A 14,094-nucleotide genomic window follows, 5' to 3' on the forward strand; every position below is an offset into this window, starting at 1 on the left:
TTTTCCTTCCTGCCTTTTGCGCCAAACACACTATCAAGCCCACCATTCATGACTACACCCTCCGCTAGCCAGGAAACCAGCCCGGAAGCCCTCAAGCCGCAGGCGAGCCCGCCGGACAAACCGCTTCCGGCCCAGAACGCTCGCCAATTGCTGAAGGACCTGCAGGAAAGATTTCCCGTCTTCCGCGACTGCCAGCCACTGGCCATCGGCATCGACAAGCAACTCATGGCGCGACTGCCGGGTCTTGAGCGCAAGTCCTTGCGTATCGCTCTGGGGATCCACACACACTCGCTGCGCTACCTGAAAGCAAGCGAAAAAGCGCCTGGCCGGGTCGACCTCGACGGCCAGCCCGCCGGCGAAATAACGCCGGAGCAACGCCTGCATGCATCCGAACTGGTCAAGGAGCGCCTGAGAAAACAAGCCGAACAGCGCAAGATGCAGCGCCAGGCCGAAGCCCAGGAGCGCCAGCACGCGGCCAAACTCGGCCAACTGGTCGAGAAGTTCGGCCGTAGCACCTGACCCGCCCGGCGCCGTTCACCACTCGCCAGAGCAATGATGGATCACCTGCTCAGGGACAGCACCACACTCGAGTTGTACGCCTGGCTGGACAGCGATGGCGAACTGCCAGGCTGGGACATCCTCGTCGGCAACCCCTTCGCCGAGGCACTCGCGGCAGACCGCATGGCGACGGTTCAGAACTACTTTGCCGAGTACCACCTCGAGTACTTCCGTCAACGCCTGTACCAGCACTTCCCCAGCCGCCTGCACGCCGTCGTCCTCTTTGCCACCCGTGTCGACGCGGAGACCTTCCGCAGCAAGCATCCAGCCCGCGTTTTCGGCAAAGCCCTCACGCCGGCGCGTAGCAAGGGGACCTACCGCTGTTCGTTTCATGATGCCAGTTGGCTGGACTACCTGCGCCTGCCGCACAGCCTGAGCCTGGCGACACTCGACGAAATCGCCAATCATTACTGGAAAGGCGCGCTGGTCGAAGAAGTTGGATTAACTTTCCTCAATGAGCGCTGGCGCGAGCCACCGGTGATCGAAGCCGTATTTCAAGGCACGCTGGAAACCGTGATCCCGACGCCCCAAAGCGCCTGGCTACCCGGTTTCGCATGACGTCCGGCAAGCCTTTGCGGGCAACGTCGCGGCGCATCGGTTCAGGCAGCCAATGAACGACGCGCCGATCAGCGGCGTGATCCTGGCCGGCGGCCTCGGCCGGCGCATGGGAAACGTCGACAAGGGGCTGCAATTGCTTGCCGACAAGCCGCTCGTCCGGTGGGTGATCGAGCGCCTCGCGCCACAGGTCGACGAGCTGCTGATCAATGCCAATCGCAACGCCTCCCACTACGCGAGCTTCGGCTACCCGGTCATCGCCGACGAGATTGCCGGCTTTGCCGGCCCGCTCGCCGGCGTGCACGCGGCGCTGAGTCGCTCGGCCCACCCGCTGCTGCTCACCGTACCCTGCGACTCGCCGTTCCTGCCGGCCGATCTCGTCGCCCGCCTGCGTACGGCGATGCTGAGCAGCGGCGCCGACCTGGCCACGGTACGCAGCGGCGGGCGGGCACAGCCGGTGTTCTCGCTCTTCCGGCGCGAACTCCTGCCGCAACTGACCGACTTCCTGGCCACGGGCGGGCGCAAGATCGACTTGTGGCACGGGACGCTCGAACGTGTCGAGGTGCCTTTTGACGATCAGGTCGACGCTTTCCGCAACATCAACGACGCGGCAGAACTGAGCGAAGTGGGCCGCCACCACTGTCGAAATTTTTTACACAAAACGGCAAACAGCACCGAGTAATTTGCGCAAGCCATTGCTAGATATGGATGTTTTTTTACTGGCATGGTACGTGCTTTGTAAGGGCAAGTGGCTGCCGAGCGCAGTAGTCACGGTATACGAGACACCCATACCTACTCACTGGAAGGATACGATAATGAAAAAACAACTTTTGGCCGGCGCAGTTCTCGCCGCCCTGGGTAGCGGTGCGGCACACGCGGCTTTCCTCAGCGGTGGCAGCTTCAACAACGCCCTTGCGAACACGGAAATTTCCCAAAGTGGCAACCTGAACCTGTTCGACAGCGCCCTCGGCAACCTGCTCGGCGCAACGCTGACGCTCACTGGCCAGGATGCAATGACCATCGTCTTGACCAACAACGCCCAACAAGCGCAATTGGTCGAGGCCACCGGCAGGGTCCGCCTTTTGTTTGGCAGCTCGATAGTCCCGCTGAACGGCATTTTTGCCGGCGCCAATCCGCTGATCACCCTTTTGAACCCGACCGGTATCAACACTCTGGCATCGGGTGAAACCCGTAGCTTCGGCCCGCTCCTCGCTTCCGACAGTGCGACCATGAGCGCACAGCTGACCCCCATCCTGGCGAGCTTCTCGCAAAACGGCGGCGGCACGTTTAGCATCAGCTGTCAATCGATCAGCGGCCTGGCGCTGGACGGCGGCGGCGGTCAAGTGGCCTCCCAGCAGACTACGCAAGCTGCCTGCGGCGCGAGCATCAACTATGAGTATGAGGCTCGCAACCAGACACCTGAGCCTGCCTCGATGGCGCTGGTTGGCCTGGGCCTGCTCGGCCTCGGCGCAGCACGCCGTCGCAAGGCCTGATCGACGACGACAGCTCTGCGTCGCCGGAAAAGCCGCTCCCAGGAGCGGCTTTTTTCTTGCCTGCAGGCCTCGCGCCGACCACCCGCGGCGAACGGCGGGGAACACACTCCTTGCCGCCCGACCGCCCGCAAGATAGAATCCCGGGTTCGCTTCGCCGAGCGAATCCCACCCTTCATCCATCTGGCGTCGGCTCTATCAAACTGGGGCTGCGTCGTTCTTACGAAAGAGAGTTTGACATGGCGATCAATGTTGAGCAGAAAGCTCAAATCATGGCCGAGTACCAGCGTACTGCCGGCGACTCCGGTTCTTCCGAAGTCCAGGTAGCGCTGCTTACCGCGCGCATCAACGACCTTACCGGTCACTTCAGAGAGCACAAGAAGGACAACCACTCGCGCCGCGGTCTGCTGCGCATGGTCAGCCGCCGCCGCAAGTTGCTCGATTACCTGAAGCAAACCAACGTCGATTCGTACCGCACCCTGATTCAGCGTCTCGGCCTGCGCAAATAGGCCCGCTCGCCGATCCGCCCTGCGGTCGGAGGTGCAGGCCATTCCCAGAGCCGCCAGCGGCCAGCCCCACGCGGGCTGCGCCGCTGTTTCTGCTGCCGCGGCTGGCATATTGGTACGTCGTTTGAATGGTTGAGCTGTTGAATTTCCTGCCGGAGTCGTGGGCAGGCACGTACCAGACTATTGAGAGAGGCAACAATGTTTAATATCGTCAAGAAAAGCTTCGCCTATGGCGCCCATCAGGTCACCCTGGAAACCGGCGAAATCGCGCGCCAGGCCGGTGGTGCGGTCATCGTCTCGGTTGACGACACCGTCGTCCTGGTCAGCGCAGTCGGCAACAAGACGGCCAAACCCGGCCAGGATTTCTTCCCGCTGACCGTTGATTACATCGAAAAAACCTACGCCGCCGGCAAGATCCCCGGCGGCTTTTTCAAGCGCGAGGGTCGTCCCTCCGAGAAGGAAACGCTGACCTCGCGCCTGATCGACCGGCCGCTGCGCCCGCTCTTCCCCGAGGGCTTCTATCACGAAGTCCAGATCGTCGCCATGGTGATGTCGTTGAACCCGGAAATCGACCCCGACATCCCGGCGATGATCGGTGCCTCGGCCGCGCTGGCGATCTCCGGCATTCCCTTCGACGGCCCGATCGGTGCCGCCCGGGTCGGCTACCTCAACGGCGAATACGTGCTCAACCCGAGCACCAGCCAGCTCGACGCAAGCCAGCTGAACCTGGTCGTCGCCGGAACGCAGGCAGCCGTGCTGATGGTCGAATCGGAGGCCAAGGAACTGTCCGAAGAGGTGATGCTCGGTGCCGTGATGTTCGGCCACCAGCAGATGCAGGCAGTGATCACCGCGATCAACGAACTGGTCGATGAAGCCGGCAAGCCGGAATGGGAATGGTCGGCTGCCGCCAGAAACGAGGCCGTCCACGCCAAGCTCGACCAACTCGTCGAAGGCGAGCTGAAGGAAGCCTACGGGATCACCAGCAAGGGCCTGCGCAGCCAGCGTCTCAAGGAGATCACGGCCTACGCCGTCGAGGCCATGACCGCCGACGACAACGCCCCCGACGCCAGCGCCGTCCGCCGCATGGTTTCCGACGCCGAGGCACGCATCGTGCGTGGCCGCATCCTGGCCGGCGAGCCGCGCATCGACGGTCGCGACACGCGCACCGTCCGGCCGATCGCCATCCGCTCCGGTGTGCTGCCGCGCGCGCACGGCTCGTCCTTGTTCACACGTGGCGAAACGCAGGCCATCGTCGTCGCCACGCTCGGTACCGGTCGTGACGAACAGATCATCGACGCACTGGCCGGCGAGTATCGCGAGCGCTTCATGATGCACTACAACTTCCCGCCCTACGCCACCGGCGAATGCGGGCGCGTCGGAACGCCAAAGCGGCGTGAGATCGGCCACGGCCGCCTGGCCAAGCGGGCAATACTCGCCGTGCTGCCGTCGCCGGAAGACTTCTCCTACACCATCCGTGTCGTCTCGGAGATCACCGAGTCGAACGGATCGAGCTCGATGGCGTCGGTCTGCGGCGCCTCGCTGGCGCTGATGGACGCCGGCGTACCGCTCAAGGCCCACGTCGCCGGCATTGCCATGGGCCTGATCAAGGAAGGGAATCGGGTCGCCGTCCTGACCGACATCCTCGGCGACGAGGATCACCTCGGCGACATGGACTTCAAGGTTGCCGGTACCGATAGCGGCGTCACCGCGCTGCAGATGGACATCAAGATCCAGGGCATCACCCAGGAGATCATGAAGATTGCGCTGGCCCAGGCCAGCGAAGCCCGCCTGCACATTCTCAAGCAGATGCAGGATTCGATGTCGGCGCACCGCGAAGAAGTGTCGACCTACGCGCCGCGCCTGTACACGATGAAGATCAATCCGGAGAAAATCCGCGACGTGATCGGCAAGGGCGGCGCGGTCATTCGTGCCATCACCGAGGAAACCGGGACGACCATCGACATCAAGGACGACGGCACGATCACCATCGCCTCGGTAAGCGGCGACGCTGCCGACGCCGCCAAGGCACGCATCGAGTCGATCACCGCTGACGTCGAAGTCGGCAAGGTCTATGACGGCACGGTTCTCAAGCTGCTCGACTTTGGCGCCATCGTCAGCATCCTGCCCGGTCGCGACGGCCTGCTGCATATTTCGCAGATCGCCAACGAACGCGTCAATGCCGTTGCCGACTATCTGAAGGATGGCCAGAAGGTCCGCGTCAAGGTCCTCGAAGCCGACGAGAAGGGACGCGTCCGCCTGTCGATGAAGGCGCTCACCGTCGAGGAGGGCGGCGTGCCGCCAGCGGCTTGATCGGCATCGCCTGACGGCGGCCAGCGAGCCGCTGTCGACAGCAAAAAGGACGCCACGGCGTCCTTTTTTTGGCCTCGGCGGGGCAAGCATGCAGCCGCTCGCCAGACGGCGGTGTCGTTGCCTCGCGGTGACCGCCTGCGGCTACACGCGCCCGCCAGCTACTTGGCCATCTGCTTCTCGCGCACTTCTTCGAGGGTCTTGCAGTCGATGCACATCGTCGCCGTCGGACGCGCTTCAAGACGCTTGATGCCAATCTCGACTCCGCAAGCAGCGCAATAGCCATAGTCGCCACTGTTGAGCAGCTCCACGGTTTCTTCGATCTTCTTGATCAGCTTGCGCTCGCGGTCGCGGTTGCGCAGTTCGATGGCGATGTCTGTTTCCTGGCTCGCGCGATCATTGGGGTCAGCAAAAACGGTCGCCTCATCCTTCATCGTATGCACCGTACGCTCGATGTCTTCGATGAGCTGTTGCTTCAGCGCCTCGAGGATGCCGCGAAAATGAGCCAGCTGATTGCTGTTCATGTACTCCTCGCCCGCTTGCGGCACGTAAGGGGTGAAATGCTTGTACGTCAACTCATCAGCCATGTTCGAAGACCCTATTGCAAAAGAGACGACTAAATATCAGAAATGGCGCCGCCTGGCAAGCAGACGACCGCTGCCGGCCGGCGCAAGCACCGTTTTCCCGCCCCTGCAGCGCCGCCCTGGCAATGCTCCCGACAGCCATCGTTCACGTCATCACCTGACTCCCTCTCCGCCAGGCGCGTCACTGAGCGACGTCCGCCGCAGGGCCGCGACGGCTCGCCCTGTAGCGCGCGCGCTGGGCCATCGCCATTTCGAACGCGGCCTGCGTGAAGCCGAGAATCTCGGCGAATTCCTCGTCGCTAAGGGTGCGCGCGTCGTCGTTGCTGCGATAGACATTGACGAACTGATGTTCGCGCACGGACTGCAATACCAGCTTGCCGACGCCGAGTTCTTCAAGGCTCTTCCACAGCTCCGGGTTGGCCGTACGCGTCAGGCCCATGACGAAACCGATCGGATCCTGGCGACCAAGGACCGCCGCCAGGCGCAGGATGAGTTCGAACGACACCGCCAGGCGCCCGTTCTCCAGCGCTTCGACCAGCGACGGGTCCTTGAGGTCGATGGCCACGCCGAGTTCGGCAATCGTCAGCCCCGCGCGCTCGCGCATCCTGCGCACGACGGCCCCGGTCTTGGCCCAGGCGGCGGACTCGGCGGCGCTCGGCAGCACCACCCGCAAGACTTCCGACGCGGCCTCGATGGCCTGCCCGTCGAGGAGTGCTCGCGAGACCTTGCTCGCCATTTCCAGCGTTCGCCCGGCGACACCGGCCGCCGAACTGACGTCGAGCAGCCTGCCAGCCATGGCACGCACCTGGTCGACCAGACCGGGATCGCTGGCCGCGGGCGCGATCGGCTTCGCCGGCGCCGCGGCTTTCTTCCCTGTCCGTTTGCCAGGCGCTGCCGCCTGGGGCTTGGCTGCTGACGCGGTTGGCCTGTTCATCGACAATCCTCCACAGAGTAGCCGGGTCGAAAGGTGAGCACTGTGCCGGCCGCCGCTTCGCGTCGACGGTTCGCCGCCGCGACCGGCGAACAACCTTGCACAGCCTGCGGGTCAGCGGCCACTATAGCCGGGAAAGCCTTTCCCCGCCATGGCCGGCGGCTACTGCATCGGCTTCCCGGACGGGGTTGGCGCCGCGCTCTTGCCCCCCTGGCGCGAAAAGCTCGACGATGGCCCGCCCGCGCCACCGCTGATCGCCGGAAAACTCGCCCGGCACTTGATTCCCGCCGGCAGCTTGAAATCCGCATTGGCCAGTTCGAGGCGTACGCCGAAAGTCCCGCTGGCGGCGTCGAGAACCCGGTCGATCACCCGCACCGTCGCCGTATACCGCCCGCCGATCGGCGCCTCCGGAAATACCTCGACCTTCTCGCCGGCCTTGAGCTTGCCGAAAGCGTCGAGCGGCATCAGCACCTCGACGTACAGGGTGCCGATGTCGGCCAGTCTGAGAATCGGCTTGCGCAGGTCGCGATTGTCGGCCAGCTCTCCGGCGCTGAGCAGGCGATCGACGACCACGCCGTCCACCGGGCTCTCGATCGTGCGCAGGCGCAGCTGCTCGGACAGACGGCGATACTCGAGCTCCGCCAGGCGACGGTCGTCGCGGGCTTCGAGCAGCTCCGTTTCGGCGAGCCGCTTCTCGGTCAGGGCTTCGTCGCGATCGTGCAGCGACATGAACGACTCGCCCGCCAACTTCTCGCGCCGCTTGTATTTCGTCGTCGCGAACTCGACGCGGCTTTCGCCGGTGCGGATTTTTCCCTGCATCGTCGAACGATAGCGCGCGGCTTCGGACGCCGCGTGTTCGACGCCCGAATCGAGGCTTACGAGGACCTGGCCTTTCTTGACCAGATCACCACGATCCACCCAGATTTTCTCGATCAGACCTTCGCTCGCTGCGCGCACGTCGACGGTCTTGCTCGGTTCGATGATGCAATCGAACTCGGCGGCCAGCCCCCTGCCCGCCGACAACAACGCCAGCAACACGGCGCTCCCGAATCCGTTCACCCACATTCGACTTGTCCGACTCGGCATTTTCCTACTCCCCTCTTCCGGCAAACGCCAGGGACCGTTCCACTCTCTTGTCCATCTCGATGGTCTGCCGGCGCACCCGCGAATTCTGTCGCTCTGCCGCTGCCTGCGCGGACTGACGCAGCACGCGCGCCAGCGGCGCCGGTAGCAGCCCGGCCTCTGAAACGCACCCGCGCAGCCAGCCGAGCAGCGCTGAAGCGTGGGCGAGAAACAATTCGTCATCGAGCGCGACGATCGCTTCGCACGATCCGGGATCGCCCTGCCGACCGGCACGGCCGAAGAGCTGCCGATCGACGCGCGCCGAATCGTGGTATTCGGAAAGAATGACGTGCAGACCGCCCGCCTGGCGAACCTCCGGGCTGAGGAGAATATCGGTGCCGCGCCCGGCCATGTTGGTGGCCACGGTGATCCGCCCCGGCTGACCGGCGTCGGCGATGATCTCCGCCTCGCGCTGGTCCTGGCGCGCGTTGAGCACCTCATGCGCCAGTCCGGCCGCGCCCAGGTGCACGCTGGCCAGCTCGGAAGCCGCCACCGAACGCGTTCCGATCAGCACTGCCCGTCCCGCACGGCGCATTTCGGCCGCACGCTGCACCACCGCGGCCCAGCGCCTGTCGCCGTCGAGAAATACCCGCTGCCCGAGGTCGCGGCGCGCAAGCGGTCGATTCGGCGGGATGCGCAGAACGTCCATCGCGTACACCGAACGCATTTCCGGCGCCACCTCGGTCACCGTGCCGCTCATCCCGGCCAGGCACAGGTAGCGACGGAAGAAACGCTGATAGGTGATCCGCGAAATGGTGTCGCGTCGCTTGCTGGTCGCCAGCGCTTCCTTGACCTCGATCATCTGGTGCAGGCCGCGCTCCCACGAACGGTCGGCCATCACCCGACCGGTGTACTCGTCGACGATCTGCACCTTGTCGTCGGCGATGATGTAATGCCGGTCGAGCTGAAAGAGATACAGCGCCGACAGCCCCTGTTCGACGAGTTCCTCGCGCGCCCGCGGGATGCGCCACAGTCCAGGCAGCCCGCAGGCAAAATCGCCCACCGCCGCCCGGCCGGCGTCGGTCAGTTCGATGCTGCGTTCCTGCGCCCGGAGCAGGTAATGGCCCTTGCTGTTCAGGCTCGCGGCCAGCGCCAGCGCCTGCTCGTAGAGGGCGCGCCCGTTCGGGTCGTCGACGTCGCTGGAGATGATCAGCGGCGTTCGCGCCTCGTCGATCAGGACGCTGTCGGCCTCGTCGACGATCGCGAAGTACAAGCCGCGCAGCAGGACGCCGGCGCTCCCCTGGGCCGGACTTCGCCGCCCCGCCAGCCAGCCGTCGAGCAGCGCACGCTGACCGCCGCGGACACGCTTGCGGGCAACCCGATCGCGAAGATAGTCGAAGACCAGATCCTTGTTCACGCAGTAGGTGACGTCGGCGGCGTAGGCCGCGACGCGCTGCGCAGGCTCCTGGTCGGGGACGATCAGACCGACGCGGAGGCCGAAAAACTCATAGACCGGCGCGAGATACTGTGCATCGCGAGCCGCCAGGTAGGGGTTGACCGTAATCACATGCACCGGCGCACCGGCAAGGGCCACCGTCACCGCCGGTAGAACGGCGGTCAGCGTCTTGCCCTCACCGGTCTGCATTTCGGCCAGCGCGCCGCGCAGCATGGCGTAGCCGCCCATCAGCTGCACCGGGTAATGGCGCGGGCCGAGCTGGCGCGAACATACCTCGCGTACCAGCGCGAAACACTCGGCAACCAGCGCCTCGGCTGGCCCCTGGACGGCCAGGGCCGCGCGTACGGCCAGCGCCCGGCTGCGCAGTCGCTCGTCGTCGGCGGCCAGAAAGGCCTCTTCCAGCGCCTGTACGCGCGCGGCAAAACGGCGCAGCCTGTGCAGGCGCAGCGGCGAGCCCGCCTGCGCCCAGCGCCCCAGCAGACGCCCAAGGAAGCGGTCGAGACGATCGTCCTTGGGGTCGCGACGCTCGGGGTACAGTCCTGGAGCGAACTCATGCACCTGCCAGCACTCGAGCAAGGCCCTAGACATCGAAGCGCGAGAGGAAGAGCTGCCGCAGCCGCCTCGCCCACTGCTCGGCGAGGGGCTCGGCGCGGTGGTGGAAACGCACGTAGACGCGCGTGCCGATATGCAGCGGCCCGACCTCCGGCGGCAGTTCGAGGTCGAATTGAAACAGCCTGTGCAGCGACTTCAGGCCCTTCGGGTCGCGCGGATCGGTGCCCTGCTGGCCGCCCCCTGCGATCGACAGCGCCTTGCTTGGCAACTCCTCGTGCGCACCAGGCACCTCGCGTATCAGGCGCGCGCTATAGGTGTGTTCGAGTCGGTCGGCGATCTTCACCTGCACCTCGGCGCGCGCTTCGCGAACCAGGGCAATGTCATCCTGGACAACGACCACCCGCGCCAGCCGCGGCGGACCATCGACGATATAGCCGAGCAGCTCGCCTTTCTTCACGAAGCGCTGCGGCAGGTCCTGGGGCCGGGCCAGCTTGAGCGCGCCGGATACGGCGGCGACAACCAGCAGCGAATCCAGCTTTTCTTCGGCGCGCGCCAGGGCAAACCTTTCCCGGCGCAGATCCTCGCGGGTTGTCGCCGCCTGTACGCGCTCGTCGAACATCTGCGTGGTGTACTGCACCTCGAGCTGCCGTACCCGCGCCTGCGCCTGCTCGACCTCGGCGGCAAGCGTCGGTCTGGCCGTGACCAGCAACAGATCGCCGACCTCGACGTGCTCCTCTGGCTGAACCAGCAGCTGCTCGACAAAGCCGTCGGCACCGGCCCGCACTTCGGCCTTGTCGGGAACCCAGACCACGCCTTCGGCGTGCGTGCGCAGGGGCATCGGCACCGCGAGCACGAAGACCAGAACGAGCGCCAGCGAAGCGAAGCTGACGATGCGCGCACGCGTCCGCTGGCGCTGCAGCTCGGGGCTGGAAATCACATAGCTGAGGCCCTTGCCGATCGGCAGAACGAACATCGTCGTCGCGGCCCATATCGCCAGCACGACGCCGACGAAAAAGAACTCCCCGGCGATGAACAGGATGATGGCGATCATTACCAGCGTCCGGTAGACGAAAGACGCCGCCCCGTAGAAGAGAAACCAGCGGCGCTCGCCCGTAGTGGCCTGAGGTCGCTCGACGCTCTTGACGCCGAACAGGTAGCGCTTGGCAAGCCATTGCCAGTATTGATTCGAACGATTGCTGAGATTGGCAATCTCGATCAGATCGGCGAGGACGTAATAGCCGTCGTAACGCAGCAGGGGGTTGCCGTTGAAGAGCAGCGTCGACGCGCCGGCGACGAAGAGCACGTTGAAGGCGACCGAGCGCACCAGCCCGGGCTCGACCATCACCCACACGGCCATGGCGATCGCCGCCAGGAACAGTTCGACCAGCATCCCGGCGGCGCCGACCAGCGCCCGCCGCCACTTGTTGCGAAAGGCACCGGCGGCGGTTGCATCGACGTAGGGAATCGGCGCCAGGACGAGCAGCATGATGCCCATCTCGTGCACCTCGCCGTCGCCGGACTTGACCGCATAGGCGTGGCCGAGTTCGTGCAGTGCCTTGATCAGCGGATAGACCAGCCAGAGCAGGAAGAGGTTGTGCGCCGAGAGTACCTGGTCGCTGAGGTTGGCCGTCAGTTCATGCCAGTTCACCGCCGCGACGACGATCGCCGGCAGCACCGCCAGCAACCACAGCACCATTCCAAGTCGGCCGAAAATCGGCCGCAGCAGCGGCCAGCTGCGATTCAGGAAGGCGTCGGGATCCCACAGCGGGATGCGGATCGACATCGGGTTGATGAAGCTCTGCAGCAGTTTCTGGCGCTTCTGCTTGCGACCACGCTCGGCGAGTTCGTCAACGTCGGGTGGCAGTTCGGCCTGCAGCAGGTCGCCAGCGTGCAGTTGCGCCAGCAGGCGGATCACTTCGTCCTGCGTCGGGGCGTCCTCGCCGGCTTCGGCGGCGACCTCGGTCCACATCTCGTCGATCGTGCGCTGGCCGTCCATCAGCTGGATGACTCGGTACGCGGCAGGGCTGAAACGATGCAGCTTGCCCGAAGCGCCATCGTGCAGCACGTACCACGGCTCGCCACGAAAGCGCTGACGATGGATGCGCGCATGTGCGCGCAGTTCGGGGCGCAGCTCGGCGACACGATACCAGGAGGCGCTGAGGAAAGGGGCGGCCATGGCTGTCAACGCCCTACGGCAACCAGATCCAGGCCTGCATGCGCAGCCAGTCGCTCAGGCGATGCGTCCAGATCCACACATAGCTCTGTTCGCCGACACTGATCTTGCCCACCCCTTCCATGCCGGGACGCAGCTTGAGGTCGCTGCGCTCGAGCTGCGCTTCGACGCGAAAGGTATTCCTGCCGTCTTCGGCCTCGGCCATCGACACGTTGCGCACTTCGAAAACCAGGGCTTCGCCGGCCAGCCCGGCGAGCACCAGACGACCCGACTGGCCGACGCGCACATCGCGGATATCGCGGTCCTCGACTTTCAGGATCACCCGATAGGCGTCCAGCGGCGCCAGTTCGAAAAGGAGTTTGCCCTGTTCGACCGGCGAACCGAGCAGCTGGCTGAGATCGCCGGAGACGACGACGCCGTCGAAGGGGGCGACGATGTTGGCACGCGCCAGCTTCTCGTCGACCAGCGCCAGTTGCGAGTCGGCTTCCCACATCTGCGCCAGCGCGACATTGGCATTGGCGCGTTCGTGCTTGGCCAGTGCCTCGCGGTAGCGCGCCTTGTGCTGTTCGCGCTCGGATAGCCAGCGTTGGCGCTCGACGCGCAGATCGCGGTCGTCGAGCGTCGCCAGCAGCTGTCCCTGCTTGACGACAAAGCCGGCACGTACCGGCGCCTCGCGCAGGAAACCATCAAAGGGGGCCACCGCCGCGCGCTGCACCGCTCCCTCGACGACCGCCCTGGCGCTGACGCGATAATCGCCGTCAAGAACGAAAAGGCTCAGCAACACGAGCAGGGCGACAGCCATGGCGACACGAAAACCAGGCCGGCGGGGATCCTTGAGATGCCGCCCCCAACCGCGCAGCTGGTCGGCAAGGCGACCGGCGAACCAGCGATGCAGGTCAAGCCGGCTGTCGAGCAGCGGCCCGAGCAAGGCGCTGACAGCCTCGAAGGTCCTCGTTTCGTCGCTGCTGAAAGGCGTCCCCTGATGGCGCTCGAAAGTCAGTACGCCAACGCCGATGCCGCGGCTAACGACGAGCACCGAGCACACCGCTCGCGTCGCGGCGAAATCACGGTGAGCAATGGCGATCGCGCCGGAGCTTTCCGCCGTGGGCGGGAAAACGACGCTGCGCCGCTGATCGAGCGCCTCGTCCATGGCGTTTTCGAGACTGCTGACAAACTGGCTCTTCTTCTCGAAGAACGCGGAGTGCGACATGGCCAGCAAGCGCGCCCGCCCTCCCCGGTCGACGCCGAGCGAAACCCTGTCGCAGTCGAAACGGCTGGCAAGGTCGTTCACCACGGCCATGGCCATGGACTCGAGGCGGGCCTCCTCGGCCGCCACGGCAAGCACGTCGAGAGCGACGCGCGCGCGCTGCAAGGCCTGCGCGTCGTCGCCGTTCTGGCGGCGCAGGAAAAGCGTCTCGACCCAGCCGATTCCCCAGTGCAGTTGCCTGAGCACCTGCTGCAGCGCCGCTTCCGGGCGTTCGCCGACGTCGAGCACGACCGCGCCATGCACCTGTCCCTCGAGCTCTACCGGATAGGCGACGACGAGCAGCGCGCCCGCCTGGTCGGCAAGCAGAACACCGCGCCGCTCGCTCAGGCACTGCTGAGCGGCTGGCGCAAGATAGGTAACGTCGGTCTGCTCGGACGGCCATACGGCGGCCGGGACGAAGGTGCTGCTGCCCTGCTCGAGCAGCAGCAGCGCAGCGCGCACGTCGGCAACCTGCAGGCATTGCAGTGCCAGCCAGCTGCGGCAGAATTCGCCCGACGTCTGCGCTGAAGCGAAGGCCCCCCACAGCGCGTCGTCGTGCGCCCGCCTGGCGTGATCCCCAGGTCCGGGCGACGGGCCTGCGCCTGGCGCGGTCGAAGAGCAGAAACTGGAAGACAAGTGCTGACCTCGCAACCAGAGTAGCAATGACGAATGCA

Annotated in this window: 12 protein-coding genes; 6 read left to right on the plus strand and 6 right to left on the minus strand. The window is 65.3% G+C overall.

Going from position 1 to position 14,094, the window contains the following annotated elements:
• The first annotated feature begins 48 nt into the window (after positions 1-48).
• The 6 genes from QZ613_RS09065 to pnp all read left to right on the plus strand — a co-directional run bounded on the left by QZ613_RS09065 (position 49) and on the right by pnp (position 5,419).
• Positions 49-519, plus strand: coding sequence for a ProQ/FINO family protein (locus QZ613_RS09065; RefSeq protein ID WP_291902682.1), 471 nt, complete (start codon positions 49-51; stop codon positions 517-519).
• A gap of 33 nt (positions 520-552) precedes the next feature.
• Positions 553-1,116, plus strand: a complete 564-nt coding sequence (locus QZ613_RS09070; protein WP_291982060.1) for a hypothetical protein — start codon at positions 553-555, stop codon at positions 1,114-1,116.
• A gap of 52 nt (positions 1,117-1,168) precedes the next feature.
• On the plus strand, positions 1,169-1,795 hold the full coding sequence (gene mobA / locus QZ613_RS09075) for a molybdenum cofactor guanylyltransferase MobA (protein ID WP_291902685.1): 627 nt from the start codon (positions 1,169-1,171) through the stop codon (positions 1,793-1,795).
• A gap of 1 nt (position 1,796) precedes the next feature.
• Positions 1,797-2,606: a choice-of-anchor E domain-containing protein gene (locus tag QZ613_RS09080; protein ID WP_291982062.1), complete on the plus strand. Its 810-nt coding sequence runs from the start codon at positions 1,797-1,799 to the stop codon at positions 2,604-2,606.
• A gap of 236 nt (positions 2,607-2,842) precedes the next feature.
• Entirely contained in the window at positions 2,843-3,112 is a 270-nt protein-coding gene (rpsO, locus tag QZ613_RS09085) for a 30S ribosomal protein S15 (protein WP_291902689.1), read from the plus strand.
• Positions 3,113-3,307: 195 nt separating this feature from the next.
• Positions 3,308-5,419 (plus strand): polyribonucleotide nucleotidyltransferase, encoded by a 2,112-nt coding sequence (gene pnp, locus QZ613_RS09090; RefSeq protein WP_043569483.1) that lies wholly within the window; start codon positions 3,308-3,310, stop codon positions 5,417-5,419.
• A 158-nt stretch (positions 5,420-5,577) separates the two neighbouring features.
• Here pnp and dksA read toward each other — a convergent pair whose 3' ends face one another.
• The 6 genes from dksA to QZ613_RS09120 all read right to left on the minus strand — a co-directional run bounded on the left by dksA (position 5,578) and on the right by QZ613_RS09120 (position 14,056).
• Positions 5,578-6,003: an RNA polymerase-binding protein DksA gene (gene dksA, locus QZ613_RS09095; RefSeq protein WP_043569484.1), complete on the minus strand. Its 426-nt coding sequence runs from the start codon at positions 6,001-6,003 to the stop codon at positions 5,578-5,580.
• 178 nt (positions 6,004-6,181) lie between these two features.
• On the minus strand, positions 6,182-6,934 hold the full coding sequence (locus tag QZ613_RS09100) for a helix-turn-helix transcriptional regulator (protein WP_291982065.1): 753 nt from the start codon (positions 6,932-6,934) through the stop codon (positions 6,182-6,184).
• Between the two features lie 159 nt (positions 6,935-7,093).
• Positions 7,094-7,996, minus strand: coding sequence for an efflux RND transporter periplasmic adaptor subunit (locus tag QZ613_RS09105; RefSeq protein WP_291982067.1), 903 nt, complete (start codon positions 7,994-7,996; stop codon positions 7,094-7,096).
• A 25-nt stretch (positions 7,997-8,021) separates the two neighbouring features.
• Positions 8,022-10,037 carry a preprotein translocase subunit SecA gene (locus tag QZ613_RS09110; RefSeq protein ID WP_291982069.1) on the minus strand — a complete coding sequence of 672 codons (2,016 nt, stop codon included), beginning with the start codon at positions 10,035-10,037 and terminating at the stop codon, positions 8,022-8,024.
• Positions 10,030-12,177, minus strand: coding sequence for a PqqD family peptide modification chaperone (locus tag QZ613_RS09115; protein ID WP_291902698.1), 2,148 nt, complete (start codon positions 12,175-12,177; stop codon positions 10,030-10,032). The genes QZ613_RS09110 and QZ613_RS09115 overlap by 8 nt, the downstream gene beginning before the upstream one ends.
• Before the next feature lie 13 nt (positions 12,178-12,190).
• A complete protein-coding gene (locus QZ613_RS09120) occupies positions 12,191-14,056 on the minus strand; it encodes an HlyD family efflux transporter periplasmic adaptor subunit (protein ID WP_291982071.1) in 1,866 nt (621 codons plus the stop codon).
• Between the last annotated feature and the right edge of the window lie 38 nt (positions 14,057-14,094).

This window comes from Candidatus Accumulibacter sp. ACC005, from assembly GCF_907163215.1.
Taxonomy (GTDB): domain Bacteria; phylum Pseudomonadota; class Gammaproteobacteria; order Burkholderiales; family Rhodocyclaceae; genus Accumulibacter; species Accumulibacter regalis.

Excerpts from the sequence above, each read along its gene's own strand:
- QZ613_RS09065 (WP_291902682.1), top strand. The coding sequence starts at position 49 with ATGACTACACCCTCCGCTAGCCAGGAAACCAGCCCGGAAGCCCTCAAG.
- QZ613_RS09070 (WP_291982060.1), top strand. The coding sequence starts at position 553 with ATGATGGATCACCTGCTCAGGGACAGCACCACACTCGAGTTGTACGCC.
- mobA (WP_291902685.1), top strand. The coding sequence starts at position 1,169 with ATGAACGACGCGCCGATCAGCGGCGTGATCCTGGCCGGCGGCCTCGGC.
- rpsO (WP_291902689.1), top strand. The coding sequence starts at position 2,843 with ATGGCGATCAATGTTGAGCAGAAAGCTCAAATCATGGCCGAGTACCAG.
- pnp (WP_043569483.1), top strand. The coding sequence starts at position 3,308 with ATGTTTAATATCGTCAAGAAAAGCTTCGCCTATGGCGCCCATCAGGTC.
- dksA (WP_043569484.1), bottom strand. The coding sequence starts at position 6,003 with ATGGCTGATGAGTTGACGTACAAGCATTTCACCCCTTACGTGCCGCAA.
- QZ613_RS09100 (WP_291982065.1), bottom strand. The coding sequence starts at position 6,934 with ATGAACAGGCCAACCGCGTCAGCAGCCAAGCCCCAGGCGGCAGCGCCT.
- QZ613_RS09105 (WP_291982067.1), bottom strand. The coding sequence starts at position 7,996 with ATGTGGGTGAACGGATTCGGGAGCGCCGTGTTGCTGGCGTTGTTGTCG.
- QZ613_RS09110 (WP_291982069.1), bottom strand. The coding sequence starts at position 10,037 with ATGTCTAGGGCCTTGCTCGAGTGCTGGCAGGTGCATGAGTTCGCTCCA.
- QZ613_RS09115 (WP_291902698.1), bottom strand. The coding sequence starts at position 12,177 with ATGGCCGCCCCTTTCCTCAGCGCCTCCTGGTATCGTGTCGCCGAGCTG.